At 33.9% G+C, this 23,698-nt stretch carries 26 protein-coding genes; 10 read left to right on the top strand and 16 right to left on the bottom strand.

Annotation, left to right across the window (positions count from 1 at the left end; genetic code table 11):
* Positions 1–31: 31 nt before the first annotated feature.
* Complete coding sequence (gene ligA / locus H5T44_02215; GenBank protein MBC7081050.1) at positions 32–2,035, bottom strand: NAD-dependent DNA ligase LigA; 2,004 nt, start codon at positions 2,033–2,035, stop codon at positions 32–34.
* 168 nt (positions 2,036–2,203) lie between these two features.
* Between ligA and H5T44_02210 the strand changes: the two genes are divergently transcribed.
* From H5T44_02210 to H5T44_02200, 3 genes are read left to right on the top strand one after another with little or no spacing between them, the layout of a single operon-like run.
* Positions 2,204–3,190, top strand: a complete 987-nt coding sequence (locus tag H5T44_02210) for an HlyC/CorC family transporter (GenBank protein ID MBC7081049.1) — start codon at positions 2,204–2,206, stop codon at positions 3,188–3,190.
* Entirely contained in the window at positions 3,187–3,858 is a 672-nt protein-coding gene (locus H5T44_02205; protein ID MBC7081048.1) for a diphthine--ammonia ligase, read from the top strand. The genes H5T44_02210 and H5T44_02205 overlap by 4 nt, the downstream gene beginning before the upstream one ends.
* A gap of 11 nt (positions 3,859–3,869) precedes the next feature.
* On the top strand, positions 3,870–5,105 hold the full coding sequence (locus tag H5T44_02200) for a pyridoxal phosphate-dependent aminotransferase (protein ID MBC7081047.1): 1,236 nt from the start codon (positions 3,870–3,872) through the stop codon (positions 5,103–5,105).
* On the opposite strand, the gene H5T44_02195 is transcribed toward H5T44_02200, so the two are convergent.
* Genes H5T44_02195 through H5T44_02160 form a run of 8 tightly spaced genes read right to left on the bottom strand, consistent with a single transcriptional unit; the run spans position 5,076 to position 9,292 of the window.
* The gene (locus H5T44_02195) at positions 5,076–5,354 is read right to left on the bottom strand and encodes a hypothetical protein (protein ID MBC7081046.1); all 279 of its coding nucleotides are present in this window, start codon (positions 5,352–5,354) and stop codon (positions 5,076–5,078) included. The two genes, H5T44_02200 and H5T44_02195, sit on opposite strands and share 30 nt — an antisense overlap.
* Entirely contained in the window at positions 5,351–6,514 is a 1,164-nt protein-coding gene (locus H5T44_02190; protein ID MBC7081045.1) for an FprA family A-type flavoprotein, read from the bottom strand. Before H5T44_02190 ends, H5T44_02195 begins: the two co-directional genes overlap by 4 nt.
* Positions 6,511–6,669, bottom strand: a complete 159-nt coding sequence (locus H5T44_02185) for a rubredoxin (GenBank protein ID MBC7081044.1) — start codon at positions 6,667–6,669, stop codon at positions 6,511–6,513. The genes H5T44_02190 and H5T44_02185 overlap by 4 nt, the downstream gene beginning before the upstream one ends.
* Before the next feature lie 8 nt (positions 6,670–6,677).
* A complete protein-coding gene (locus tag H5T44_02180) occupies positions 6,678–7,163 on the bottom strand; it encodes a rubrerythrin family protein (GenBank protein ID MBC7081043.1) in 486 nt (161 codons plus the stop codon).
* Positions 7,164–7,167: 4 nt separating this feature from the next.
* Positions 7,168–7,749, bottom strand: coding sequence for an antibiotic biosynthesis monooxygenase (locus H5T44_02175; GenBank protein ID MBC7081042.1), 582 nt, complete (start codon positions 7,747–7,749; stop codon positions 7,168–7,170).
* Positions 7,749–8,129, bottom strand: coding sequence for a desulfoferrodoxin (locus H5T44_02170; GenBank protein ID MBC7081041.1), 381 nt, complete (start codon positions 8,127–8,129; stop codon positions 7,749–7,751). Before H5T44_02170 ends, H5T44_02175 begins: the two co-directional genes overlap by 1 nt.
* On the bottom strand, positions 8,130–8,618 hold the full coding sequence (locus H5T44_02165; GenBank protein ID MBC7081040.1) for a ferritin: 489 nt from the start codon (positions 8,616–8,618) through the stop codon (positions 8,130–8,132).
* Entirely contained in the window at positions 8,615–9,292 is a 678-nt protein-coding gene (locus H5T44_02160) for a peroxiredoxin (protein ID MBC7081039.1), read from the bottom strand. Before H5T44_02160 ends, H5T44_02165 begins: the two co-directional genes overlap by 4 nt.
* 129 nt (positions 9,293–9,421) lie before the next feature.
* Here H5T44_02160 and H5T44_02155 point away from each other — a divergent pair, with 129 nt between their 5' ends.
* The gene (locus tag H5T44_02155; protein MBC7081038.1) at positions 9,422–9,850 is read left to right on the top strand and encodes an Lrp/AsnC family transcriptional regulator; all 429 of its coding nucleotides are present in this window, start codon (positions 9,422–9,424) and stop codon (positions 9,848–9,850) included.
* Position 9,851: 1 nt separating this feature from the next.
* Entirely contained in the window at positions 9,852–10,313 is a 462-nt protein-coding gene (locus tag H5T44_02150) for a ferritin family protein (protein ID MBC7081037.1), read from the top strand.
* Here the strand turns inward: H5T44_02150 and H5T44_02145 are convergent.
* Positions 10,308–10,715 (bottom strand): DUF296 domain-containing protein, encoded by a 408-nt coding sequence (locus H5T44_02145; GenBank protein ID MBC7081036.1) that lies wholly within the window; start codon positions 10,713–10,715, stop codon positions 10,308–10,310. The two genes, H5T44_02150 and H5T44_02145, sit on opposite strands and share 6 nt — an antisense overlap.
* Before the next feature lie 286 nt (positions 10,716–11,001).
* Here H5T44_02145 and H5T44_02140 point away from each other — a divergent pair, with 286 nt between their 5' ends.
* Genes H5T44_02140 through H5T44_02130 form a run of 3 tightly spaced genes read left to right on the top strand, consistent with a single transcriptional unit; the run spans position 11,002 to position 12,788 of the window.
* A complete protein-coding gene (locus H5T44_02140; GenBank protein MBC7081035.1) occupies positions 11,002–11,646 on the top strand; it encodes a 50S ribosomal protein L1 in 645 nt (214 codons plus the stop codon).
* A complete protein-coding gene (locus H5T44_02135) occupies positions 11,646–12,470 on the top strand; it encodes a 50S ribosomal protein L10 (GenBank protein MBC7081034.1) in 825 nt (274 codons plus the stop codon). The genes H5T44_02140 and H5T44_02135 overlap by 1 nt, the downstream gene beginning before the upstream one ends.
* 3 nt (positions 12,471–12,473) lie before the next feature.
* Entirely contained in the window at positions 12,474–12,788 is a 315-nt protein-coding gene (locus H5T44_02130; GenBank protein ID MBC7081033.1) for a 50S ribosomal protein P1, read from the top strand.
* On the opposite strand, the gene scpB is transcribed toward H5T44_02130, so the two are convergent.
* Genes scpB through smc form a run of 3 tightly spaced genes read right to left on the bottom strand, consistent with a single transcriptional unit; the run spans position 12,785 to position 17,563 of the window.
* Complete coding sequence (gene scpB, locus H5T44_02125; protein MBC7081032.1) at positions 12,785–13,273, bottom strand: SMC-Scp complex subunit ScpB; 489 nt, start codon at positions 13,271–13,273, stop codon at positions 12,785–12,787. The genes H5T44_02130 and scpB overlap by 4 nt on opposite strands.
* Positions 13,263–14,045: a hypothetical protein gene (locus H5T44_02120; protein ID MBC7081031.1), complete on the bottom strand. Its 783-nt coding sequence runs from the start codon at positions 14,043–14,045 to the stop codon at positions 13,263–13,265. Before H5T44_02120 ends, scpB begins: the two co-directional genes overlap by 11 nt.
* Positions 14,042–17,563 (bottom strand): chromosome segregation protein SMC, encoded by a 3,522-nt coding sequence (gene smc / locus H5T44_02115; protein ID MBC7081030.1) that lies wholly within the window; start codon positions 17,561–17,563, stop codon positions 14,042–14,044. Before smc ends, H5T44_02120 begins: the two co-directional genes overlap by 4 nt.
* 102 nt (positions 17,564–17,665) lie before the next feature.
* Between smc and H5T44_02110 the strand changes: the two genes are divergently transcribed.
* Both H5T44_02110 and H5T44_02105 read left to right on the top strand, forming a co-directional pair.
* The gene (locus H5T44_02110; protein ID MBC7081029.1) at positions 17,666–17,887 is read left to right on the top strand and encodes a hypothetical protein; all 222 of its coding nucleotides are present in this window, start codon (positions 17,666–17,668) and stop codon (positions 17,885–17,887) included.
* A 36-nt stretch (positions 17,888–17,923) separates the two neighbouring features.
* Positions 17,924–20,575, top strand: a complete 2,652-nt coding sequence (locus H5T44_02105) for a hypothetical protein (GenBank protein MBC7081028.1) — start codon at positions 17,924–17,926, stop codon at positions 20,573–20,575.
* A 13-nt stretch (positions 20,576–20,588) separates the two neighbouring features.
* Here the strand turns inward: H5T44_02105 and H5T44_02100 are convergent, their stop codons facing one another.
* The 3 genes from H5T44_02100 to H5T44_02090 form a co-directional block, all read right to left on the bottom strand.
* Positions 20,589–20,885: a transcription factor S gene (locus tag H5T44_02100; GenBank protein MBC7081027.1), complete on the bottom strand. Its 297-nt coding sequence runs from the start codon at positions 20,883–20,885 to the stop codon at positions 20,589–20,591.
* A 21-nt stretch (positions 20,886–20,906) separates the two neighbouring features.
* Positions 20,907–22,370: a cysteine--tRNA ligase gene (locus H5T44_02095; GenBank protein ID MBC7081026.1), complete on the bottom strand. Its 1,464-nt coding sequence runs from the start codon at positions 22,368–22,370 to the stop codon at positions 20,907–20,909.
* A 108-nt stretch (positions 22,371–22,478) separates the two neighbouring features.
* The gene (locus H5T44_02090) at positions 22,479–23,648 is read right to left on the bottom strand and encodes a right-handed parallel beta-helix repeat-containing protein (GenBank protein ID MBC7081025.1); all 1,170 of its coding nucleotides are present in this window, start codon (positions 23,646–23,648) and stop codon (positions 22,479–22,481) included.
* Positions 23,649–23,698 lie beyond the last annotated feature (50 nt).

Here is a 23,698-nt window from a genome sequence, read left to right as displayed (position 1 = left end):
AGAAGGCTACTTCATATCAGGGGTTTTAAAGTTAACTCCCTTCCCCTATAATTTTCTTAAATTCCTCCTCATTTATTATTTTCAATCCAAGTTCTTTTGCTTTTTCATATTTGCTACCTGGGTTTTCACCCACAACAACATAATCAACTTTTTTGCTTACAGAGGATGCAACTCCTCCTCCCATTTTTTCAACAATTTCTTTTGCCTCCTCTCTACTAAAACTCTTTAACTCGCCTGTGAAAACAAATGTTATTCCAGATAATTTTCCTCTTGTTTCTTCATATTTCATTTTTATTCCGCATTTTTTCAATTCCTCTATTTCATTCCTATTCTTTTCCTCCTTAAAGAAATTTACAATACTGCTCGCTGTTTCAGGTCCTATTTCTCGCACGCTCATCAAATCCTCTTCTTTTGCATTCATCAGAGTATCAATATCTTTAAATTTCTCTGCAAGCAATTTTGCCATATGCTCTCCCACATTAGGAATGCCTAAAGCATAAATAAACCGAGCAAGGTCCTTTTCCTTGCTTTTCTCTATTCCTTCTATTAAATTTTCTGCAGATTTATCTCCGAATCTGGGAAGATTTAACAGATCTTCTTTCTTTATTTTGTATATATCACTGACCCTTTTTATAATTCCCCTGTCTACTAGCAGTTCAACTGTTTTTCCTCCAAGTCCTTCAATATCCATCGCTCTTTTTGAAGCAAAATGCTCTATACTCCTTTTTAGCTGGGATATGCAAGATAAACCACCTGTACATCTATAATATGCTCCATCTCTTACAACACTGCTTCCACAAACCGGGCATTTATCTGGCATTGAAAAAATTTTTTCGTTACCCGTTCTTCTTTCCTTTATCACTTCCATTACCTCAGGTATGACATCTCCCGCCCTCCCAACTCTTACCCAGTCACCTATTCTAACATCCTTTTGTTTTACATAATCTTCATTATGTAATGTTGCCCTTGATACAGTAACACCTTTAACATCAACTGGTTTAAGAAGTGCAACAGGCGTGAGGATGCCTGTTCTTCCAACTTGAACAACTATATTCATCACCTGCGTTTCTTCCTTGCGGGGTGGGAATTTATAGGCAATGGCCCATCTTGGGGAACGAGTTTTTTCTCCTAAAAGGGTTTGATATTTAATTTCGTTTACTTTTATCACCACTCCATCTATTTCGTAGCTCAACTCTTCCCTCTTCCTATTCATTTCTTCGTGATATTTTATTGCCTCTTCTATAATGCTACACTTTATTGAGTGAGGATTTGTTTTTAGACCCCATTTTTTAAGCAATTCTAGCGCTTCCCATTGGGTTTTTATCTCAATTCCATCCGCTCGCATTATTTCATAGAAGAATATATCAAGCGGACGCATAGCGGTTTCTCTAGGATCAAGTCTTCTCAATGAACCAGATGCTGCATTTCTTGGATTTGCCATTGGCTCTTCCCCTTTCTCAATTAATTCCTTATTAAATTTTTCAAAATCTTCAATATGCATTATTACTTCTCCCCTCACTGCGAGAAAAGATGGTGGTTTAATTTCCTCACCCCTTAGCAAAAGTGGCACCGCTTTTATTGTCCTTATATTCTCAGTAATATCCTCCCCATTTATTCCATCTCCTCTTGTAGAGCCCCGAATATATCTCCCGTTTTCATATATTAGCTCGACGCTCAAACCATCCATTTTTGGCTCCGCAACATATTCTATATTCTCGCTACCCACCTCCTTTTTTACTCTTTTATCAAAAGAAATTACTTCTTCAACATCATTTACAGTATCCAAACTGAGCATAGGCTTTACATGAGCTACAGTCTTGAACTCCTCAGCAGGAGGTGCCCCAACTCTCTGGGTGGGTGAGTCTGGTGTTATTAAATCAGGATATTTTTGCTCGAGAGATATTAACTCCTGCATTAATTTGTCATATTCTTCATCAGATATTTCTGGCTTATTCAAAACATAATAAAGGTAATTATGCCTGTTTATTTCTTTCCTGAGCCATTCGATTCTTTTAATTGCTTCTTCTTTATCCATATTAAAATATTAAAACATCAATTAAAAAATTTTGCTCTCAATTGCGAGATAATAGCGCACATTAACACCATATCTTTTTTGAATGAAAACACTTTTTATTCCATAAGCTATTTCTGCTTACTTTAAAAAAACAAAAAAATTATATAACTCTCTTTTTATCAGAAAAAAATGTTATGGTGGGTCCTGATAATACTCATATGCATATTACTTGCACTATCTTCATTTTTTTCAGCCGCAGAAATGGCCTTTGTATCAGTTGATAGAATAAGGATAAGAGGCGAGGCAATTAAAAATAATAAGAAAGCTATCTTACTTGAAAAACTACTTGAAAAACCCGAAGAAGTCATAAATTCAATTACAATCTGCAATAATATTGTAAACGTAACCGCATCAGTTATTGGAGGGGTGATATCAGCAAATTTTTTTGGAAGCATTGGAATTGGTTTAATTACCGCATTGATGACATTTTCTGTAATAGTTTTTGGAGAAGCTTTACCAAAAGCATTTGGTGTTAATAACTACAAATTTGCAATCAAGATAGCAAATTATTTATACCTTATAAGAAAAATTTTTTATCCTATAGCAAAAATCCTCTACTCTTTTTCAAAAATTGTTTTAAAGTTAGTTAAAAAAGATGAAGAAAAATCAAGAGTTGATGAAGAAGAAATAAAAATAATGCTTGATATTGGTGTAAAAAATGGAACAATAGAAAAAGATGAAAAGAAATTAATAGAAGAAATCTTCGATTTTAATGATACAAAAGTTAAGGAAATATGCATACCTCCAGAGAAAATGGTGTGTGTTAGTGAAAATGAAACTGTGGAATCCTTTCTGAAAAAGTTTTTGAGGACAGGTTATTCCAGGTTTCCAGTATATGGAAAAAATAAAGATGATATAATAGGAATGGTTCATGTAAAGGACGCCATTTATGCTTCTTCAATTGATAAGAATATGAAAATTAGGCAAATAGCCAGAAATATAATTAAGGTGGATCCATCAATGAATGCGGATGATATTCTAAGAGAAATGCAGAGAAGAAAAACCCACATGGCGGTTATTAAATCAATTGATGGAAGAATTTTAGGGCTTGTGACAATGGAAGATCTTATAGAAGAGATATTTGGAGACATAAAAGATGAGCATGATTTAGGATGAATGTAGGATGCCTTATAAGCGGGGGAAAAGATTCATTGCATGCAATGTATGTTGCTATGAATTATGGGTGGAATATAAAATATCTTATAACTATTAAAGCAAAAGATTTTTCATGGATGTACCATGTAGAAAATATAGATTTAACTCCTTTTATATCAAAATCAGTGGGAATTCCTCTTATTTTTGAAAAAACCTCTGGCAATGAGCTCGATGATTTAAAAAGGGCTATAAAAAAAGCAGATGTTGATGGAGTTGTATATGGAGCTATAGAGAGCGAGTACCAGAAAACAAGAATAGAAAAAGTTGCGGAAGATTTGGATATAAAATCCTTTGCCCCCTTATGGCGCAAGAAGCAGGATGACCTGCTTTATGATATCCTGGATGCTGGCTTTTCTTGCATGGTGGTGGCGGTTGCTGCGGGGGGGATGGATGAGAGATTTCTTGGAAGAATTATGGATGAAAAATTTATAGAAGAAATGAAAGAGTTAAACGAGAGGTATGGAGTAAATATAAGCGGTGAAGGAGGAGAATATGAGACGCTCGTTGTTGATTGTCCGATTTATAAGTATAGGATGAAAATAATTGAGGCGGAAATAAAATCTTTTGGGGGCAAAAAGGTGTATGAGATAAAAAAGATAAGATTACAAAAAAAATATAACCATATTTGAGATACACCATTATGGGTTTATCAAACCTTGTAAAAGAGATGATAAATGAGCCATCACCGATACGCCAAATAATGAAAATGGCCAGCAGACAGAACATTATAAATATGGGGCTTGATCCAGATGAAGTGATTTCTTTTGGAGGAGGATGGGTTGGGCATCATTCACCAGAATTGCTAAGAGAGGAATATATGGAAATATGTCAGGATAGAAAAAAGTTTCATGAATCTGGGGCATATAGCCCAACTCTCGGGTTGGATGAATGTAGGGAGGCAATTTCGAAAATGGAAAAAGAACTTTTCGGAGTTAAAATTGAAAAAGAAAATATTATTGTTGGACAATCTTCAACCCAGCTCACCCATGATTTATTAATCTCTCTTCTCGATAAGGAAGATAAAATTTTAATTTTTGACCCAACATATGCAAATTATCCAGGACAAATAAAGATGGTAAATAAAGAAACAAAGATAGTAAGGCTTAAAGTCCTTGATGAGGAAGAATGGGAGTATAAACCAGATTATGAATTATCTGAGGAATTTAAGGAAATATATCATAAGGAAAAGCCCAAGTTAATTATCTTTCCATCACCTGATAATCCATCTTCACAAGTTTTTGGTGATAGCTTTGTAAAAACAATAATAGATATATGCCATGAAAATGAATCTTACCTTATAATAGATTATGCCTACAAAACCCAATGCTTCATAAAGCCCCCCGCATATTTTTCTTTTAGCCCATCGGATTACCCTGAATTAATTGCAGTGCACAGCAACTCGAAATGGGGGCGTGGTCTGGGAAGGAGGATGGGGTGGGTTGATGCAAATGAGGAAATAATTGAAGGGTTGGAGAGAGTACAGCAATGCACTATATTATGCCCGGATACAATGCATCAAATGACCTTTGTTTCATATATTGAAAAATCAATTCAGGATAAGAGCTTAAAGAAATATATAGAGAAGATAAAAAACGATTACAAAAAGGCGGCTGAAGTAACCATCAATTGTATAAAAGAATATCTGAATATGCCCTGTCTGGTTCCTCAGGGAGGATTATATACCCTTATGAAAGTAAATGAAGATGGGGAAGAATTTGTAAAAAGAATTTTAAAGAAGACAGGTGTTCTTTTTATTCCTGGAATGGGCTTTGGAGATACTTTAAGGCAGGCGGTGAGAATAAGTTATGGCCCACTTGTCGAAAATCTGAGTTTGATAGAAGAAGGACTAAAAAGAGTTGCAAGCTGTATCAGGTAATTTTTTATATGTTACAACAAAAGCATTTCCAATCCTTATCACTTTTTCAATCTCATAATTTTCATTTTCCTCTTTAAGCAATTGCCTATAGTCTTCAAAATGCTCATCAAAACAGCAGGAAAAGGAAGATGTTCCCGAGAAAACAATTACAAGATTATTCCTTCCATTTCTCAATGTTCTTGCAAAACATTCAGGGGCTCTATGCTTATTAAATTCTCTTGTTATTTTTCTTAATTTATTGCTATTCATAATTTGCTATGCCTTTTCTCTATTTCCTCCGCCATTTCTCTTATTCTCTCAAAATCTTTTTCCTTGGGATGCCCTTTCATTATCAATGGCTCTATAACTTCCACTTTCATCTTTCCAATAATTTCATTTAATTGTGCCAATGCATTACTTCCCCAGCTATAGGAGCCAATAAAGGAGACAAATTTTAGTTTAGGGCGAAGCAATGAAGCAAGATACAATGCATACAGAACCAGCGGATGGAGCCCCCCGAGCACAGTAGGAGATGCAACTATTAAAGTAGAGCAATCAACAAGGGAAATTGCAAGCTCTCCTATATCTGTTTTTGAAAGATTAAACGGCCTGACCTCTATTTTCCTTTTTACCAGTTCATCTATAAGATATGAAACCGCTTTTTCGACGCTCCCATGCATTGAAACATATGCTATTACAACTTCCTTCCTAACCTTATCCGATACCCACTCCTTGTAAGCATTTAATATAAAATCCTTTTCTTTATATATCGGGCCATGACTGGGTGCAATTATATCGATTTCCATTTTTTCTATCTTTGAAATGTATTCCTTTATTTTATTCCTAAAAGGCATCATTATTTCCGCATAATATCTTTTTGCTGAGGAATATAATTTTTCATCTTTTGAAAAAATGTTGCTTGTTGCCAGATGTGAGCCAAATAAATCGCATGTAAAAAGAATTTTGTCTTCTTTTGCATAGGTAAGCATTGTTTCAGGCCAATGAACCCATGGAGTGAGTAAAAACTTCAATTTTCTTTTTCCTATAGATATTTCCTGCCCGTCTTCAACTGTAATAAATCTTTCATCTGGTATTAACAATAAATCCTTCAGAAACTCCTTGCATTTTTCGTTTGTTAAAACCTTTGCTTCCTTATAAATGGAGAGTATTGCAGGAATTGCCCCTGAATGATCCTGTTCCGCATGATTTGCAACAATATAATCTACTCTGCCAACCAATTCATTCAAATTTTCAACAAGCTCTCTTTCCTTAGAAGGATCAACTGTATCAATTAGAACAATTTTTTCATCTTTTATTAGATAAGAATTGTAAGTTGTTCCATCAGGCAAAGGTATTAGCTCATCAAATAGCCTTCGATGCCAGTCAATCGCTCCAACAAAGTATATATCTTTTTTTATTTCCTCGATCATATTTCTTCAAAATCTTCCTTGCTCGCCCCGCAGATCGGGCACGCCCAATCCGCAGGCAAATCTTCAAAGAGGGTGCCTGGCGGGATGCCGTTTTCTATGTCGCCTTCTTCTGGATCATATATATAGCCACATATCATGCATTTATATTTTTTCATTTTCTCACCTAAAATTTTTTAAATTTATCCTTGCCCGCCTTACAAATCGGGCACTTTTCTGGTGGCTTGCCAACATGAGTATAACCACAAATGGGGCATATATATATTTCGCCTTCTATACCACCATTTTTTGCTTTTTTATAAAGTTCAACATGGATTTTCTCCGCTTCGAGAGCATATCTAAAGGAAGTTTTTGCGCTTTCTTCATTTTGCAAATTTGCTGTTTCATAATATACCGGATACATTTCCTCTACTTCATATCTCTCTCCATTTATAGCATTTTCAATATTTTGAGATGTTTTTCCTATAATCCCCAAGCTTTTTAAATGATTTTTTGCATGAACTTTTTCCGCAAATGCAATTGCTCTGAAAAGGCGAGCTATATCTTTGTTTCCTTCTTCTTCCGCTATCTCGCTGAATATCAAATATTTCATATGAGCCATTGATTCTCCCGCAAAAGCATCACTTAAAGCTTTTTCAGTCATCTTCTTCATTTTATCACCTCAATATTTCATAAAATTCCTCATATGGAATCATCGCAACATAATCTTTCATTTTTTCAAATGCCTTAACAAACAAATCTGTTTTATGTGCATCTTCATGAGCTTTTTTGCTTTCCCAATAAGTTATCATTATATATTTTGAGGGTTTAATCTTTTCATTGCTCAAATCTCCTTTTAGAGAGCTTCCAGCAGAAGAAATGCCACTAGCTTTTAGCAACTTACCTCCAAGAAAGCCAGGCAACTCCACCTCTTTGCATAGTTCAAAAGCATTTTTTTCAAATTCATCCTCTTTCCCTTCTCTTATGAAAACATAATTCAAAGCACATATTATACTTCCTTTTTCTTTCCTATATTTTTTAATTTCCTCTGGCTTTATTACTTTTGCATCAATTCCTTCTCTGGCCAACAACTCTTTTGCTGAGCTGGCCCTGCGCCCGCTGTCGCAATACAGCGATATTTCTTTGCCTTTTAAAAAATCGATGGAATGATGTAAATCATGAAGGGGTATGTTTATTGCCCCCTTTATGTGCTCTTTTATATACTCCTCTCTTGTTCTAACATCAACTATTATCTCCATTAAATCCCCTTTGCCCATAGCCCATGGATATTGCAATATTCTCTTGCTTCCTTTATCTCCATCATCGGGAATTTTGCTTCTGGTTTATCTCCTGGATTAAGATATTTCCTGATTATTTTCCCATCTTTTGTAATTATTTCTATCATCTCTATAAAGTGCTTCTCTTCCATTGGATGTGGAACGCCCCCAACCTTAACAAGAATTTCATTTCCAACTTTTTCTATAACTGGAAGATGCTTTTCATATCCTTGTTCTTCTTTCTTTGCTTCCATCCGCTTCATAGGTTGCCCACAGCACACAAGCTGTCCTTTTCCTCCGTGCAAAATTTCAACAACATTTCCACATATCTCACATTTATATACTTCATATCTATTCGCCATTTAATCACCTCTGGCTTTTTCCAATTCTTTATCAATTAAAAACAATCTTTCTTCTCCCGCCAGCTTTATTTTCTGAACAATTTCATTTGTGGATGCCTCTTCTTCAACCTGTTCATCTATAAACCATTTAAGCATTGAAACAGTTGCAAAATCTTTTTCTTCCATCGCTACCGCATAAATATTGTTTATCATTTTCGTTATTTTTACTTCATGAGCATATGCTTCTTCAAAAGCATTTAAAGGCGAGCTCCATTCAGAGGGCGGGCTTTCTATTTTCATGAGCTTAACTTTTTCTCCTCTTTCAATAACATATTCATATATCTTCATTGCATGCCCGAGCTCTTCCTTCGCTTGAATTTTCATCCATTTAGCAAATCCTTTGAGATTCATTCCTTCATAATAGTTTGACATTGAAAGGTAAAGATAGGCGGAATAAAACTCCGCATTTATCTGATTATTAAGCATTTTTAAAACTCTCTCAGGAATCATTTCTCCACTTCCTTATAGCAAAGCCACCAGTCAAGGCATTCTATTTTCCCTTCCTCAGCCATCTTGAGCCTTTCCTTTGCAGAAGCCTCGTCCGCTGGCGGGGGCACAATTGCTTTGTCGCCCACTATTTCATTGTTTGGCCAGTTGGCGGGCAATGCAACTTTTTGCTTGTCTATTATCTGCAACCCTTTAACTATCCTTAAAATTTCATCGATATTCCGCCCCAGTTCCTGAGGATAATAAAGAATTGTTCTTACTATTCCATTATTATCGACTACGAAAACTGCTCTCACTGTATTTGAACCTTTAAACGGGCTTATCATTCCCAGCCTTTTTGCAACATCGCCGGAAGAGTCCGCTATAATTGGAAAATTTATTTCAATTGGCTTTTTGTTTATTTTTATGTTTTCTTTTATCCACTCTGTCCATTTCATATGGCTAAAAACCTGATCTATGCTAAGCCCTATTAGCTCGGTGTTCATTTCCTTGAATTTTTCATATCTAAGCTGAAATGCTACAAATTCAGTTGTGCATACTGGAGTAAAATCCGCTGGATGGCTAAATAAAACAAACCATTTTCCCCTGTAAAACTCTGGTAATTTTATTTTTCCTTGCGTTGTGTGCACTTCCATTTCTGGAAATTTTTCTCCTAATAGAGGTATTTTATTTTCCATTTTTTATCACCAGCAATAATTATATTCCGATTATATAAATTTTTTGGATGTTTTTTATAAAAATTTTTCCGAAATAAATTAAAAAACATAAAAAATATATACTGATTGAGCATTTTATGAAAGATTTATATGTTAGATGAAAAAGATAGGAAAATAATTGAAATTCTTGAAGAGAATGCAAGAACTCCTTATACAAAAATTGCAAAAGAGCTTGGACTAAGCGAAGGAGCGATAAGAAAAAGAGTTGATAATCTAGAAAAAGAGGGTGTAATAAAGAAATATATTGCAGTGGTTGACCCAAAAAAAGTTGGTTATAATAGCATTGCTCTTCTAGGCGTAGATATAGAGCCGACAAAACTTTTTGAAATAGCAAATGAAATAGCAAAAATTAATGAAGCAAAAAATGTAAGTATATCAACAGGCGACCACATGATTATGGCAGAGATATGGGCAAAAGATGGGAAAAAACTTTCTGAAATACTGACAAGAATAGGAAAAATAGAAGGTGTGAAGAGGCTCTGTCCCGCAATAATACTTGAAAAAATCAAGGAGGTGTGAAATGGAAGAAATAAATGTGGCTCTTCAACTTGAAAAGGACGGATATGCATTTTACAAGAAGGCATCTTCTCTTTGCAAAAACGTATATGGTAAAAAAATGTTTGAAAAACTGGCTGAAGATGAAATAAGGCATTTAGAAAAATTCAGAAAAATTGCAAAAGAAATTTTTGGAAATTTTGTTGAAAAAGAAAGCAAAAGCCCTGACATATTTGGAAAAATAGATTTCTCTACCACCTCAGGCGAGTATGCGGCGCTTGAGTACGCAATAGACTTTGAAAAGAAGGCATATGATTATTTTAAAAAGGCATCCGAAAATGCAAAAAATTCAGAGTTAAAGGAGTTGTTTGAAAACATTGCAAAGGAAGAAGAGATGCATAGAGAACTTCTTGAAGCAGAAAGAAATTATTTGCATAAATCCGGTATATGGTTTGATTATCAAGAATTTTTTATGGATGGATTATAATTGCATTTCCATAATTTCTCCTTTCTTCTTCCTGCTTATTCTTATTTCATTAAATACATATAGAAGAATTTCATTCACAATTTTTACCTTTCCTTCAAATAGATGCCCGCCTTTCAAATTGTGTTCTTTTGTTCCAAGCGCGGAATGAGCATGAATTATATAATCGTTCTCACCTTTACATATATTTCCTTGTAGGGAGATAAGTTCAACTGGCTCACTAATTCTTTCCTTTAAATATTTTTCTCCATCAAAATATCCAATTAAAACATTTTCGAGCATTCCTATACCATTTATTATAAAAGCGGTTTCTATTTTTTCTTTTCTACATAGATTCTTCAGGTTTTCAATTACTTCTCCATCAACAAATTTTGCAATTATAAAATTTCCCTCTCTTTTATGCATAGAAGTAGATGAGGATAAGAATAAATATTTTTTGATAAAACAAAATAATTAAAAAGGATAGAGAATTTTTCCAATATGAATAATTATGAATTACTTTTTCTTTTTCTTTTCCTTCTTCTCCTTCTTTGCGCAGGGCATAGCAAATAAAGGATAATTTATTTATATTTTTTTCTTTTTATTCAAGGTTAGAGCAACCCATATACATCATGAATTTCCTAAGCTTTCCTGTTCAAAAACATGAATTAAATAACCTTTATATAATAAAAAGCTATTGCCATTTAGAACTATGGCATCAAAAGAAATAGTTGAAGCAGTAAAGAATGCGATAAACGAAAAAAATAACAAAAAAAGGAAATTTATTCAATCAGTAGACCTAATCATAAATCTAAAAGATGTAGATTTAAGCAGGCCGGAAAATAGGATAGATGAAGAGATAGAACTGCCAAAAGGAAGGGGTAAGGATGCAAAAATTGCAGTTTTTGCTACAGGAGAACTTGCTCTCAAAGCAAAAGAGGTAACGAATAAAGTTATAATGCCAGATGAAATAAAGGAGCTTGCAGAAGATAAAAAGAAAGCAAAAAGTATCGCGGAAGAATATGATTTATTTATAGCGGAAGCATCTCTGATGCCTCTAATAGGAAAAAGCCTTGGTAAGATACTTGCGCCCCGCGGGAAGATGCCGAAGCCGGTTCCTCCTGAGATAAATATAGGTGAGTTAGTAGGAAAATTGAAAAAAAGTGTAAAGGTGCGCTCCAAAGATAAACCATTTATTCATTGTATGGTTGGGAAGGAAAATATGAGTGTTGAGGATATAGCGGAAAATATAGAAGCGGTTTTGCATAGAGTGGAAGGAAGACTTGAAAGAGGGAGGATGAACATTGCTTCTGCTTATGTAAAAACAACCATGGGTTTTCCTGTGAGAGTGATATAATGCCTGCGGAATGGAAAATTAAGGAACTAGAGGAAATAAAAAATATAATATCATCCCATAAGGTATTTGGAATTGTAGGAATAAGAGGAATACCAGCATATCAGATGCAGAGGATGAGAGAAAGCTTAAGAGGAAAAGCAATAATAAAAGTTTCTAAAAACACCTTGCTGAGAATAGCTCTTTCAAACGGGACAGAGAAGCTTGCAAATTATATTGTTGGGGAGAGCGCAATAATTGCCTCAAACCTCAATCCTGTAGAACTCTACAAACTCATAGAAAGTGCAAGAACCAAAGCACCAGCAAAGGGCGGGGAGATCGCGAGCGAGGATATAGTAGTAAAAAAGGGTGAAACAAATTTCAAACCAGGTCCTATAGTTGGTGAGCTACAAAAAGCGGGAATTCCCGCTTCAATAAGAGAAGGAAAGGTAGTTATAGAAAAAGATGTTGTTCTTGTTAAAAAAGGAGAAGTTATTTCTCCACAAATTGCTCAGGTTCTTGGAAAATTGGATATAAAGCCAATTGAAATAGGATTGAAAATAAATGCGCTCATGGAAAATGGAATAATTTATCCTCCTGATATACTTGCTGTTGATTTCAACAAGTTAATTGGAGAAATTCAAACTTCTTTTGCAAGGGCAATCAACCTTGCAATTGAAATTTGCTATCCCGCAAAAGATGCTCTGGAACAAATTATAATGAAAGCATATAATTCCGCATATAATGTTGCGTTAGAAAGAAATATATATAGCAAAGAGACAATAGAAGCATTTATAAATAGAGCGTATTTACATGCTAAAGCATTGGAAAATAAAATCGGAGGTTGAAAAATGGAATATATATATGGAGCAATGCTGTTGCATGCAGCTGGTAAGGAAATAAACGATGAAAATTTGAAGAAAGTGCTTCAGGCGGCGGGCATTGAGATAGACGATGCAAAAATAAAAGTGCTAACCTCATCTCTCAAGGGAGTGAACATAGATGAAATAATATCAAAAGCATCTTCGATGCCAGTAATGCCGGTGATGCCAGCGGAGAAGAAGGAAGAAGGAAAAGAAAAGAAGGAAGAAAAGGAAGAGAAGAAAGAAGAAAAGAAGGTCAGTGAAGAAGAAATAGCAGCGGGTTTAGGAGCACTGTTTGGTTAAACAATCCTTTCATACAGTGATTTCTTTATTTTTTCCTTATCTTTTTTATCAAAGCCAAAATAATCATAGAAAAATTGTGAAGTTTCTATAATCTTGGTTCTTCTATCTTTCTCTAATTTTAAAAATCCTCTTTTCTGTAACTCTTTAACATGTTCATATACCTTCTCACCAACAATTTTCCTTAGCTCTGATTGCTTTATTGGCTGATGATATGCTATTATTGAAAGTGTTTTTAGTAAATTCTTTGGTATTTCCATCGGTGCAAATTTTTTTGTATATTCAACATATTTCTCCCTAACCTGCATTGCATATTTACCATCACTCTCAATAACTTCGATTGCTGAGTCCTTATATTGTTCCTTTAATTGCATTATTGTATCTTCTATTTCTTTATCTTTAAACAGAAAAATTTTTTTTATATCTTCCTTGCTAACCGGCTTACCAGATGCAAAAAGTATTGCTTCTATAATTTTTCTAATGTCCATGCTTAACCCTTATATATATCTCTCCAAACGGAAAGTTTTCCTGCCATATCACTATTTTATCCTCTTTAGCAAGGAAAAGCAAAGGCAAAAGCACTGATATAATATCATCTCTGCTGGAGTAGAGATTTTTAATGGGTATCGCTTCCCCGTTTAATTTGCTCAATTTTCTCATCAATTTTTTTACATCTTCCTCAATATCTTCCTTATGCAAATGATCTTTTGGTGGGGGTAAATTATTCTTCTCCTCAACTATTTTTTTATTTTTCTCTCTTTTTTCAATCTCTTTCTTTGCTTCTTCAAAAGCATTTATGAGATCAAATATTGTAACTCTAGTGGATGGGATTCTTCTTATTTTGGCTTCTAGTGGAATTTCATCATTGATAACTTTCTGTGTGTAGTAAAACAGCTCATCATCCCCATACCAGTCAGGTATCTCAATCTCAACGTCCCTTCTTTCCATATTCTCTATAATTTTTTCGCTTTGTAATCTTAAAATTTTCCAGGCCATGGATATTATTTTACCCGCAACAAAAAGATCTATTCCTTCCTCCTTTACCTTTTTCATGTATAAAGCGGAGAAAGAAATTAAATCCACATTCATGGGATTTATCTCATTTTCAATAACAAGTTCAAATAATATTGCTATAGCTCTATCAAAAGGATTGTTGATAAAAACTTTCTTGTCAATCATTTCTATATAGTGCTGAATGTCCTCCTGATTATACAGCATATCTTTGTTTTTTATTATATGATTTATTAGTTCTTCCTTCATTTTATCTCCGCTATCTTTTCCACTTCCTTTACATTTATATTACCAACAACCATCGATACACCATTTGAAAGAGTTACACCATAGATATGGTTCGCATTTTTTATTGTAATTCTTCTTAGAGAGACAATAATAAATTGAGCAAATGAGGAATTTGATAGAATCATTTTTGCTATCTTTTCCGCATTTTTTTCATCAAGAAACATATCAATTTCATCCAGAACATAAAATGGAGAAGGTTCATATGCCTGCATTGAAAATATAAAGGCAAGAGATGCAACACTTCTTTCTCCTCCAGAAAGAGAATACAAATTCATTTTTTTACCATTTTTATTAACTTTTATCATCAATCCTCCTTCAAAAGGATTTTCAGAATTTTGCAAAACTAAATCACCTTCCCCACCACTCAACTCACTGTATATCCTTACGAAATTTTTTCTTATTTCATTAAATACTTCATAAAATGTTTCTTTTTTCTTCTTCTTTATTTCCTCTTCAAGATTTATGAGATTATCTCTCTGCTCCTTCAATTTATTATAATCCTCTTCAAACTTATTCTTCCTTTCTTCCTGTTTTTCATATTCTTCAACGGCTTTCATATTCACCGGCTGCATATTCTGTAAAATTTCCTCTAATTCCTTAATTCTCTTTTTTATCTCATCAAATGACAAAAGCTCCTCTTCTTTAAACTCATATTTTATATCTATAATTTCTGATAGAGCACTTTCAAGAGATGGTAATCTTGCCTTAGTTTTTGATATTATATCAATTGTTGCCTCCATCTTTGTTGATATACTATCAATTAATTTTTCAATTTCAACAATTTCTTTATAAAGTTTATCCCTTTCCTCACTCAATCCCTTCGTCTTTGAAACAATTTTTTTCTCAATTTCTTCATAAGCCTTTATCTCCTTACCGCTTTCTTCGTATCTTTTCTCCTCCTCTTCTAGGTCTTTCTCCATTTCTTTCAATTTCGTTTCATTTTCTGCGAGCTTTCTTTCCATTTCATTTCTTTGAGCTAAAATAATTTCCAATTCTTTTTCCCTGCCCCTTAAATCAGCGAGTAAATTCCTGCTTTCCTCTTTTAATTTTTCAATCTCCTCTTTTAGATTTTCTATTCTCTTTATTTTTTCCTCACTTGTCAGACTTATTATCTCCTCTTCTTTTCTTTTCTTCAATTCTTCAAGCTGATTTATTTCATTTTGCTTTTCTTTTATTTTATTCTCATATTCTTCAAGAGATGCATTGAGTTTATTTAACTCCCCTTCCCATTTCTTCAATTCATCATTTATACTCTTCAACTTGCTTTCTATTTCTCTTTTCCTGATTTCCAATTTTTCAATTTCCTCTAATTTATAGTCGGGTAAATTCTTTAATTCATTCTCTATTTTGCTTATTTCTTCCTTTATTTTTATTAATGCATTGGTTAGCTCCTCTTGCTGCATGCTCAAATCCATCAACTTATACTTTAATTCCATGCTTTTTCTCAGATCAGCGACTTCAAAAATACTGCTCTTTGGCAGGCTTCCTCCTGTTATTGCTCCAGATGGCTCAATTAGCTCGCCCTCAAGAGTTACAATTCTAATCCCGCCCATCATTGATCGAGCATTCTCCAAATTATTTACTATGATTGTATCCCCAAGGCCATACCATATTGCTGACTCATATTTCTTATCAAAAGAAACAAGGTCTATTGCAAAACCGAGAACATTTTCATTCCTTATCACAAGCAAGGCCTTACCCCTCGGCTTTCCCGTAACCATTTTATTCAATGGCAAAAATGTAACCCTTCCATAATCATTTTTCTTTAGATATTCAATACACCTCGCTGCCACCTCATCATCCTCAACCACCACCGCCTCCGCCCGCCTGCCGATCGCCACCTCTATGGCTTTCCTGTATTTTTCCTCTACCCTCATCAATTCCGCTATGGTCCCATGTATGCCCTTAATTATACCCTCATCTCTTAAGCGGAGGATTTCTTTTGTTGAAGGTGAAAAAGATGCATCTTCACTTATTTTGAGTTTTGATAATTCTCTCTGCAATTTGATTATTTCTTTTTCCAGCTCCCTGAGTTTTTCTCCTGTGCTTGCTTCTTCCTTCTTTTTTTCGAAAAGTTTTTTCTCAAGCTGTTCCTTTCTATTCCTTCTTTCCTTTTCAATCTTTTGCACCTCGCTTATTTCCATTTTTAGCTCTCTTAATTCTATTTCAAAATTGTTCTTGATGTTAAAGAATTCATTGAATTTCGCAGATACTCCCTCTTTATTTTGTGTCAATCTATCTCTTTCAAGCAATAAGGAATGCAATTCTTCTTTTGCCTTCTCTATTTCTTTTTTTATTTTTGCAATCTCTCTGCTTAAAGAAATTGTTTTTTCATCTGTTTTTTCGGTTTCCGCTTTTATCTGAGAAATTTCACTCTCTCTCGAAGAAATTTCTTTTTCTATCCTTTCAATCTCTTTCTTTATATTTTCTACTATATTTCCACATTTTTTCTCTTCCTTGATTATTTTATCAATTAATCCCTTTATCTGCTCTATTTCTCCTTTTTTCTCAGCAATTTCTTTCCTGTAATAATTTATTTTTTCCTTCGCTTTTATATTTTCTTCCCTGAAAAAATCTATTTTTTCCTTTATTTTTAAAATTTCCTCTCCACCTAACTCCATCAACTTATTTTCTATTTCCTGAAATGATATTTGCTTTTCCTTGTATTTCTTCTTCAATTCAGCGAGCTCTTTTTCATGAGCTATTTTTTCTTTTTCATAGTAATCTATCTGTTTGGAAACTTCCTTTATTTCTTTTTCTATCTCAACTTTCTTCTTATATGAAAGCATCGCTTTTGCTCTGTTCAGCTCCTCCAATTTTTCCTTATAGTGCAATGCCTCATTCTTTTCCTTTTTAAGCTGTCTCAACTGCTTTTTAATTTCATCCAGAATGATGAGAATATGCTCCATGTTCCTTTCAACTTCTTCCCTCTCCTTCTGTGCTTTTTCAATATCCCTGTCAAAATCTGCAATTCCCGCAACCTCATCTATCAATTTTCTTCTCTCAAAATCCCCCATATCAACTATTGAATTCACATCCCCCTGCTGGACTATGCAGGTGGGCGAGATGCGGGCGGAGGAGAGGAGCTCAACAAATTCATTTAGTGAAGCAGATTTTCCGTTTATGTAAAAATAGCTGTAAAAATTTGATGGGTTTCCTGGCAACGGAGAAATTTTTATTTTCCTTGTAAGAACAATTTCATCGCTATCAATTGGTATTTTTCTTGAAGAATTGTCAAAAACTATCGATACTTTACAATAATTTGCTTCTTTATCTCCTTTATATATTAAATCAGTAAGCCTTTCCGCTCTTATCGTTTTTGGGCTCCTTACACCTAACAAAAACAATATGGCATCAACAATATTCGATTTTCCAGAGCCGTTAGGGCCCGTTATCGCAGTGAAGCCAGGAAGAAACGGTATGCTAATTTTATTTCCAAATGATTTAAAGTTTTCGAGTGTAATGCATTTTATATACATCCCTTCCCCACGGATTAATTATTTAGGCATATATAATATTAATGATTTTTACAATGAATAGCTTTTGTAAAATTTTTTATATCAATTAATTATTTCTTTTCAATGAAGACCTATGTGAGCATAATATTCAGCAGTGAGGGAGCAAGGCCATCCGAGATTAAAGATAGATTACTTCAGCTCGGTCTAAAGGCATTGAGAGGCAACTATGATTTTGTTTATGAATGGAGCAGAGAGCCGGATATAGATACTTTGATATGGTTCGCGGATAAAATACAATCTGTTTTAAAAGGAACAGGAGCAATGTTTTCAATTGAAACAATTTGAGCGAAATTATTATAGAGTTAAAAGTAATATCCATTCATGAAAAATAAAAAAATTGTTGCGCTTGTAGGTGTTGCTCTTATTGCAACAGTTTTTTCTGGATGCATTGAAAGTGTTAAAGAAGTTGAGGGCTTTGACATTAAAACCATTGATCAATTAAACTCGGAGAGGAGCGCTGGTGCCACACCGATAATTGTAGGCGATGAAAATCCGTTTTATCCTTTCATTGCAACCCCTGCTTCATTGTTTTATAATGGTAGTTCTGTAGATGTTGCTCCTCTTCTAGTAGAAAATTTTGATAACCCATCTAGGGCTGTTGAAATATTTAAGAAAATTTATACAGCTAACTATAAAGAATTTCATGGAATAACTGCAGAAAATCTATCAATAGAAATAAGTAAACTATGGAAAAGAAGCGATGCAATTCTACTAATTGAAGAAAGTAGAAAAGGTTACGAGCTTGGGGTTGTTGCAACTCCTTTAGCATCCTACTTAAATATTCCGGTTTTTGTTACAAATAATACAGATAAGATAAAGGAGGAATTAAAAAGATTGGGTGTAGAATATACTTTTGTGTGTGGTGATTTAAAAGGATATAAAACAACATGGCGTTTCCGCACAGTTGATGAAATAAATGATTTTATGATAGAATTTCTGAAAACAAGATTTGGAGGGGTAAATTATATTACAATAACAAATCCAGCGGACACATCTAGAGTAGAGGTTTTAAATAGAACAACTTATGAATTTGAAAATGAAACTCTTTCCGCAAATGTTTTGCTTGCACAATCAATAAATGCTATATTAAATGGATTCGCTCTTTATTCTTCCAATACCTTTTCAGTTCAAGATTATAAATATGCTCGCCTCAGCATAGATTTAATCAATGAAAATTCTGAATATGTAAGTGAGCTAGGTGATGATTTAATATTGCTTGTATACGACCCAGAAGAAGAAATATACATTTATACATCAACCTCAGCTGGCATACCAGAGGTAGAAAATGGAGATATAATTACTGATAAAATCCATTATGAAACAATAATATATAATAGGCCAGGGGAATATAGAGCGGATGTTTTGGGAAGATGGATCAGCTTCACATCAGGAAAATATAAATTGAAGATAGATGTTGAAGAAATATCCAGTCCATATGAACCACTTATGAAGAATTTATCATCCATTGCACCCTATATAACTTCTTATCATAAAGGAATTGTTTTTGCAAAACCTGAATTTGCTTTTGCTGGAAATGAAAATATCGGAATAGAAGGGGTGGTATATCCATCAACTAATGAAAAGTTGGTTGATCCTTGCAACAAACATGTTCTCGGAATTCATAGGCAATTAAATACAATTCTTTCAAAGATTGCAAATTTATCTGATACAAAAGAGCTACGAAATTATTACGCAAATAATCCGATTTATATTGCAATAATTGCAGACCCAACTATGGTTCCAATGTTTTACTACCACAATCCAGATAGTGATAATATAATAGGTGTGCAGTTACCGAGTGATTTTATATATGGAAATATTGACCCGAATCCAAATGATTTAGAAAATGATTCATTTACATATTATCCTTTCCAAGAAAATGCGGTTGGGAGAATAACTGGATATGATGCTCAGGACTGCTCCGCCCTCATTGCTAGAACAATATTTTACAATGAAATAGTAAATAAGTTAGGGGATTGGAAGAATAATGCAACTGTTCAAACTGGTGCGGGCCTAGAATTTCAATGGGTGCCCATTTTGACAACTCTGTTCAATATTTTGCAAGGAGGAGAGGAGCCAACAAAATGGCCCACAGGTGAGAGCTTATTTATAAATAAAAGATTGAGTAAAGTAATGGAAGGAGGAGGATATGAAGTGAGGAGCACTCATCTTCTAGCATCTCAAAGAGAAGGTTTTAAGGATTTGGCTAAATATACCAGCAGATTTAACATATTATTCCCGAATCTCATAGAATTCATAAGTGGGGAGAGAGTGGTTAAAGGAGGAGAATATCAAAGAAATAGCAATCTTATTTTCGTATTTAACCATGGAATTTATTATCTTTATGAATCAGGAGATGTTATTCTTGATTCCCTTGGCTTTCCACCAGTTACTTGGCTATCAAGATTTATCCCGTTTGTTCAAAGTGGATTAACATCCCATGGAGCTTATTCAGTAAGATACATTGTAAATGAGGAATACGGGCCCAGCACAATATTTGTTCTGAGTTGTATTGTTGGCAGAACGGATGGTCTGCTACCGGAGAATTGCCTTAGCCAGGCATATTTACATGCGGGAGTTAATGCAATTGTTGCATCAACACGCGTTACTGCGGATCCAGGCTACATAGAGCCTGGACTGATTTTCAAAGGATTTGGAGCAAAAGGTTTTGTAAAAGCATTGGTAAATTATCTAATCAAAGGAGAATTTCCAGAACCACATTTTGGAGCGGTTATAGCAGAAGATTTTATTATAAATCTCAATAAGAATGAGACGATTGGAATGGCTTTAAGAAATGCAAAGAATGCATATCTTCCAAAAGATGCAAACTCAACTTTTCTATGGACACCTCCTCTAACAAAAGCAAGATATGAAAGTGGAATATTCTTGGATAAAAAATATGTTTGCTTTAGAGAATTCACTATATATGGTGACCCAGCCTTCAACCCATATCAACCCATAAACAATGGATAATTAAATACAAAAATTAATACTCTCTCCACCTATTGTTGCATTTCGTGCATATATAAATTCTTGTCTCTGGCTCGTCCGCCGCTCTCGTCTGACGCAGAAGCCAGTATGCTTCATTATTTCCGCATTTAGGACATATTATTGATGTTTTTGGCAGAAGGGCTATTTCCTCTTCGATTACAATCGCCTCACTTTCTCTTCTTCTAGATACAACAACTTTTTTATCTTCCTTTTTTTGTGAATAGCCGCATTTTTTGCATATCAATTCATTCCCTTTCGGATAAAGCAAGGAGCCACATTTTTGGCAAAACATGCTTTTGGAAGTCTATTTTGCTTAAATTATTTTCCATTTTGTTTCTTTTCCTATATCTTCAAGCTCAATACCCGATTTTCTCAAATCATCTCTTATTTCATCAGCGAGCTTGTAATTTTTATTTTCTCTCGCCTCTCTCCTTATTTCAATAATTTTCTCTATTATTTTTTCACTCTTTTTTTCTTTTATTCCATATTTCTCCGCAATAGCCATAAGTGATGCTTCATCAATTTTCTTTTCTTCCTGGAATATATTTAATACACTATTCATGCTAATGAATTCATCTAATGCAAACTTACAAACACTACTATTTGGCTCTTTTTTATCCATTAAAAACTTATTGGTTATCCTTACAAAATTGAATATTTCTTCTATTGCCCTTGGAGTGTTAAAATCATCATCCATTGCTTTCTCGAAATTTGCTTTTATATTTTTTATCTCTTCTAAGTATTTTTTTTCTTCTATACTTAGCTCTTTCTTCCTAAATTTTTTGCTTTCTCCTGCCATCTCGCTAAGTTTTTCCTTCATAGAGATGATCCTTTTCAAGGAATTTTTTGCATTCTCTATTCCTTCTTCACTAAAATCTGCTTGACTTCTATAATGGTATGAAGCAAAAAAGAAGCGCAGATTGTCAGCTCCCCATTCATCAATTGCATCCCTCAAATTTATTATATTTCCAAGAGATTTGCTCATTTTTTCACCCCTTATCTTTAAAAGCCCGCAGTGTAGCCAATAATTAACAAATCTTTTCCCAAAGAATGCTTCTGATTGAGAAATCTCATTTTCGTGATGAGGAAATATTAAATCTTCACCTCCTCCATGTATATCGATTGGCACACCAAGATATTTTGAGCTCATTACCGAGCATTCTATATGCCATCCAGGCCTTCCATCACCCCATGGACTTGTCCATTTTGGTTCATTTGGCTTTGCTGATTTCCACAGAGCAAAATCTTCCTTATTTATCTTTCCTTCTCCACTTACCCTTGCACCCGCTATTATTTCTTCCATATTCTGCTTTGATAACATCCCATATCTTTCAAATTTTTTGACACTGAAATAAACATCTCCATCACTTAGATATGCATATCCTTTTTCAATCAATTTTTCTATAAAGTTTATCATATCTTCAACATGTTCTGTTGCCTTTGGATATAAACTTGCTTCTCTTATTCCTAGTTTTCTCATATCCTCAAGACATCTTTTTGCATACATCTCAGAATAAACCAGAGGAGGCATACCTATTTTATTTGCTGAATCTATTATCTTATCGTCTATATCTGTTATATTTTGAACATAAAAAACATCATATCCTTTATATTCAAGATATCTCCTTATTATATCAAATGCCACATACGTGCGAGCGTGCCCAATATGAGCATCGCTATATGGGGTTATTCCACAAACATACATTCTTACCTTTCTTCCTTCAATTGGAATAAAAACTTCTTTTTTTCTGCTAAGAGTATTAAATATTTTGAGCATAAAATAAAACATTTATGTTTAAAAAAATTTATCTCTCAAAAATTCACACCATATTTTTCATAATTTTACTGGGTGTGTTAATTAAATTAAGATAGGGAGGAAAGAAGGTTAGAAGTTTATTATGAAGACGTTTATTCTGTCTTCCGCTGTTTGAGCAATGCTATTATATGCAATTACTTTTATTTCATGCATTCCTATTGCTCTTTCATCCCATTTCCATGAATATGGCTCACTTGTATCTGTGAATTTAAGAACATTATCAATATAGAATTCTACTTTTTCTATGCCTATAGTTGAGCTTGCAGTTGCTTCAATTGTTATTCCTCCTATTATCACTGGAATTCGCAATGAAATTATTTCTCTATCAAAGATATACAATGCATTTCTTGGTTTAACTACGCTTACTGTTAGTGAGATTTCATATGGTGCTTCAAGCCATGGCTTAAATAAAACATTTTTGCTCACATTATCTCCTTTTCCGAATGGATTTAAAGTTGGATGATATGGTCCGCTTGCATGACCCCACCAGTTGTAGGTTGCATCTACTTGATACACCTTTTCTTCATTGTAATTGTAAATTCCATAATCTGCATTTCCATAAATATTACAATAATGAACCTGAGTATTTGAAGCTTCATATGCTACTATCCCATCGTCTGTATTATTGTAAATATTTGAATATGTTATAGTATTGTCAGATGACTTCTCTATCCAAATTCCATCATCGTTATTGCTATAAACATTGCAATTAGATATGGTGTTATTGGTGGAAAAGCAAAGCCAGATGCCATCGTCATAATTCGAAACAACATTGTTGTTGGTGATGGTGTTATAGCTTGAATAGGAAAGGCGGATGCTATAGTTGGTATTGTTGACTTGTGTATTGTTGATAAGGCTTTCATTTACTTTATTAAATTCGATTCCATATCCAGGATAATATGTACAGTTGTATATTGTGCAATTATTGATGGTAACATTTTGTAAAATGAATGATGTATTATGGGCATAAATTCCTTTAGATGCATTGAGTATAGTGAAATTTTCAACAGAAACGTTGGATGCTTCAACTGTTATTTCTATTCCTCCCATAGCATCTATAACAGGATCGACAACTAATCTTATTTCTTTATTTACAACAATGTTTTCTCTATAAAGCTCTGCTGTTGTGTTAACTTTTATTATATCTCCATTGCTTGATGAATTGATAGCATCTTGTATAGTAAGATACTGATCAGGAACATAAAAAGTGTCTGCTCTTGCTTCTTTTACAAAGCTCAAAGCTATCAATTAACCCAAACAAAATGAGCCCATATATCAGATATTTTCTT

Source organism: Thermoplasmatales archaeon (assembly GCA_014361195.1).
Taxonomy (GTDB): Archaea; Thermoplasmatota; E2; order UBA202; family JdFR-43; genus JACIWB01.
The sequence above is the reverse complement of the archived record's forward strand: the minus strand, read 5'-3'. Positions and strand labels throughout refer to the sequence as shown.

Excerpts from the sequence above, each read along its gene's own strand:
- ligA (MBC7081050.1), bottom strand. The coding sequence starts at position 2,035 with ATGGATAAAGAAGAAGCAATTAAAAGAATCGAATGGCTCAGGAAAGAA.
- H5T44_02210 (MBC7081049.1), top strand. The coding sequence starts at position 2,204 with ATGTTATGGTGGGTCCTGATAATACTCATATGCATATTACTTGCACTA.
- H5T44_02205 (MBC7081048.1), top strand. The coding sequence starts at position 3,187 with ATGAATGTAGGATGCCTTATAAGCGGGGGAAAAGATTCATTGCATGCA.
- H5T44_02200 (MBC7081047.1), top strand. The coding sequence starts at position 3,870 with ATGGGTTTATCAAACCTTGTAAAAGAGATGATAAATGAGCCATCACCG.
- H5T44_02195 (MBC7081046.1), bottom strand. The coding sequence starts at position 5,354 with ATGAATAGCAATAAATTAAGAAAAATAACAAGAGAATTTAATAAGCAT.
- H5T44_02190 (MBC7081045.1), bottom strand. The coding sequence starts at position 6,514 with ATGATCGAGGAAATAAAAAAAGATATATACTTTGTTGGAGCGATTGAC.
- H5T44_02185 (MBC7081044.1), bottom strand. The coding sequence starts at position 6,669 with ATGAAAAAATATAAATGCATGATATGTGGCTATATATATGATCCAGAA.
- H5T44_02180 (MBC7081043.1), bottom strand. The coding sequence starts at position 7,163 with ATGAAGAAGATGACTGAAAAAGCTTTAAGTGATGCTTTTGCGGGAGAA.
- H5T44_02175 (MBC7081042.1), bottom strand. The coding sequence starts at position 7,749 with ATGGAGATAATAGTTGATGTTAGAACAAGAGAGGAGTATATAAAAGAG.
- H5T44_02170 (MBC7081041.1), bottom strand. The coding sequence starts at position 8,129 with ATGGCGAATAGATATGAAGTATATAAATGTGAGATATGTGGAAATGTT.
- H5T44_02165 (MBC7081040.1), bottom strand. The coding sequence starts at position 8,618 with ATGATTCCTGAGAGAGTTTTAAAAATGCTTAATAATCAGATAAATGCG.
- H5T44_02160 (MBC7081039.1), bottom strand. The coding sequence starts at position 9,292 with ATGGAAAATAAAATACCTCTATTAGGAGAAAAATTTCCAGAAATGGAA.
- H5T44_02155 (MBC7081038.1), top strand. The coding sequence starts at position 9,422 with ATGTTAGATGAAAAAGATAGGAAAATAATTGAAATTCTTGAAGAGAAT.
- H5T44_02150 (MBC7081037.1), top strand. The coding sequence starts at position 9,852 with ATGGAAGAAATAAATGTGGCTCTTCAACTTGAAAAGGACGGATATGCA.
- H5T44_02145 (MBC7081036.1), bottom strand. The coding sequence starts at position 10,715 with ATGCATAAAAGAGAGGGAAATTTTATAATTGCAAAATTTGTTGATGGA.
- H5T44_02140 (MBC7081035.1), top strand. The coding sequence starts at position 11,002 with ATGGCATCAAAAGAAATAGTTGAAGCAGTAAAGAATGCGATAAACGAA.
- H5T44_02135 (MBC7081034.1), top strand. The coding sequence starts at position 11,646 with ATGCCTGCGGAATGGAAAATTAAGGAACTAGAGGAAATAAAAAATATA.
- H5T44_02130 (MBC7081033.1), top strand. The coding sequence starts at position 12,474 with ATGGAATATATATATGGAGCAATGCTGTTGCATGCAGCTGGTAAGGAA.
- scpB (MBC7081032.1), bottom strand. The coding sequence starts at position 13,273 with ATGGACATTAGAAAAATTATAGAAGCAATACTTTTTGCATCTGGTAAG.
- H5T44_02120 (MBC7081031.1), bottom strand. The coding sequence starts at position 14,045 with ATGAAGGAAGAACTAATAAATCATATAATAAAAAACAAAGATATGCTG.
- smc (MBC7081030.1), bottom strand. The coding sequence starts at position 17,563 with ATGTATATAAAATGCATTACACTCGAAAACTTTAAATCATTTGGAAAT.
- H5T44_02110 (MBC7081029.1), top strand. The coding sequence starts at position 17,666 with ATGAAGACCTATGTGAGCATAATATTCAGCAGTGAGGGAGCAAGGCCA.
- H5T44_02105 (MBC7081028.1), top strand. The coding sequence starts at position 17,924 with ATGAAAAATAAAAAAATTGTTGCGCTTGTAGGTGTTGCTCTTATTGCA.
- H5T44_02100 (MBC7081027.1), bottom strand. The coding sequence starts at position 20,885 with ATGTTTTGCCAAAAATGTGGCTCCTTGCTTTATCCGAAAGGGAATGAA.
- H5T44_02095 (MBC7081026.1), bottom strand. The coding sequence starts at position 22,370 with ATGCTCAAAATATTTAATACTCTTAGCAGAAAAAAAGAAGTTTTTATT.